This window comes from Oleiphilus sp. HI0079 (assembly GCF_001635105.1).
The window spans coordinates 1-789 of the sequence record NZ_LWFT01000118.1; the positions used below are offsets into that span (position 1 = coordinate 1).

Annotated in this window: 2 protein-coding genes; both read right to left on the reverse strand. The window is 48.7% G+C overall.

What is annotated here, in order from left to right; all coding sequences use genetic code 11:
* The coding region (locus A3750_RS01735) for a flagellar hook assembly protein FlgD (RefSeq protein WP_068547979.1) at window positions 1-524 on the reverse strand (524 nt) is incomplete at its 3' end.
* Window positions 525-537: 13 nt separating this feature from the next.
* On the reverse strand, window positions 538-789 hold a 252-nt coding region (locus tag A3750_RS01740; protein ID WP_304440158.1), incomplete at its 5' end, for a flagellar basal body rod protein FlgC.

Sequence of the window (789 nt, forward strand, 5' to 3'; positions counted from 1 at the left end):
TTTATTGTGTATCTGTCATTGGGCATCACATCGCCTTGCTCATTCTTGCCATCCCAACTAAACGGGACGGAACCGGCAAATTGCTGCCCCATATCTATTCGTCTTACCAATTCACCAGACCCGTTGAGGATGGAAACACTCAAGTTGCTCGTACCCGAAGGCAAATCAATCATCCCCGAGATGGTTCCATCTGACAGCAACGGTGAATCAGCGCCTGGCACCAGAACATTGCGCCCAACCATGGCAGAAGCCTGTAAGGCCTGAGACGATTGAAACTGCTCACTGAAACTATCCACAGTACTGCTAATCTGCTGCATCTCTTCAAGCGCACTAAACTCGGCCAACTGCGAGATAAACGCGCCATTGTCCTGCGGTTCAAGTGGGTTCTGGTTCTCAAGCTGTGCAATCATTAACTCAAGAAACTCGTTCTTACCAAGATCGCCTTTTTTGGCGGCTTCCTGGCTGCCCTCCAGTCGATAACCCGAAAGCGGATCAACTGCATTATTGGTATTGATATCAGTCATAATCTGGCCCTACCTACTGACCCAGAGTGAGAATTCGTTGCATCATAGTTTTTGCGGCTTCCATGACATCGACATTGGTTTGAAAGCTTCGCGAAGCAGAAAGCATATCTGCCATTTCCTCAACCACATTCACATTTGGATACATCACAAAACCTTCTTCATCTGCCAGCGGGTGATCAGGCTGATAGCGCATATCTAAAGCTGCATCCGTTTCAACAATCCCCTTCACTTGCACGCCACGGCTTGCTTGGTCTTGCATGGAGGG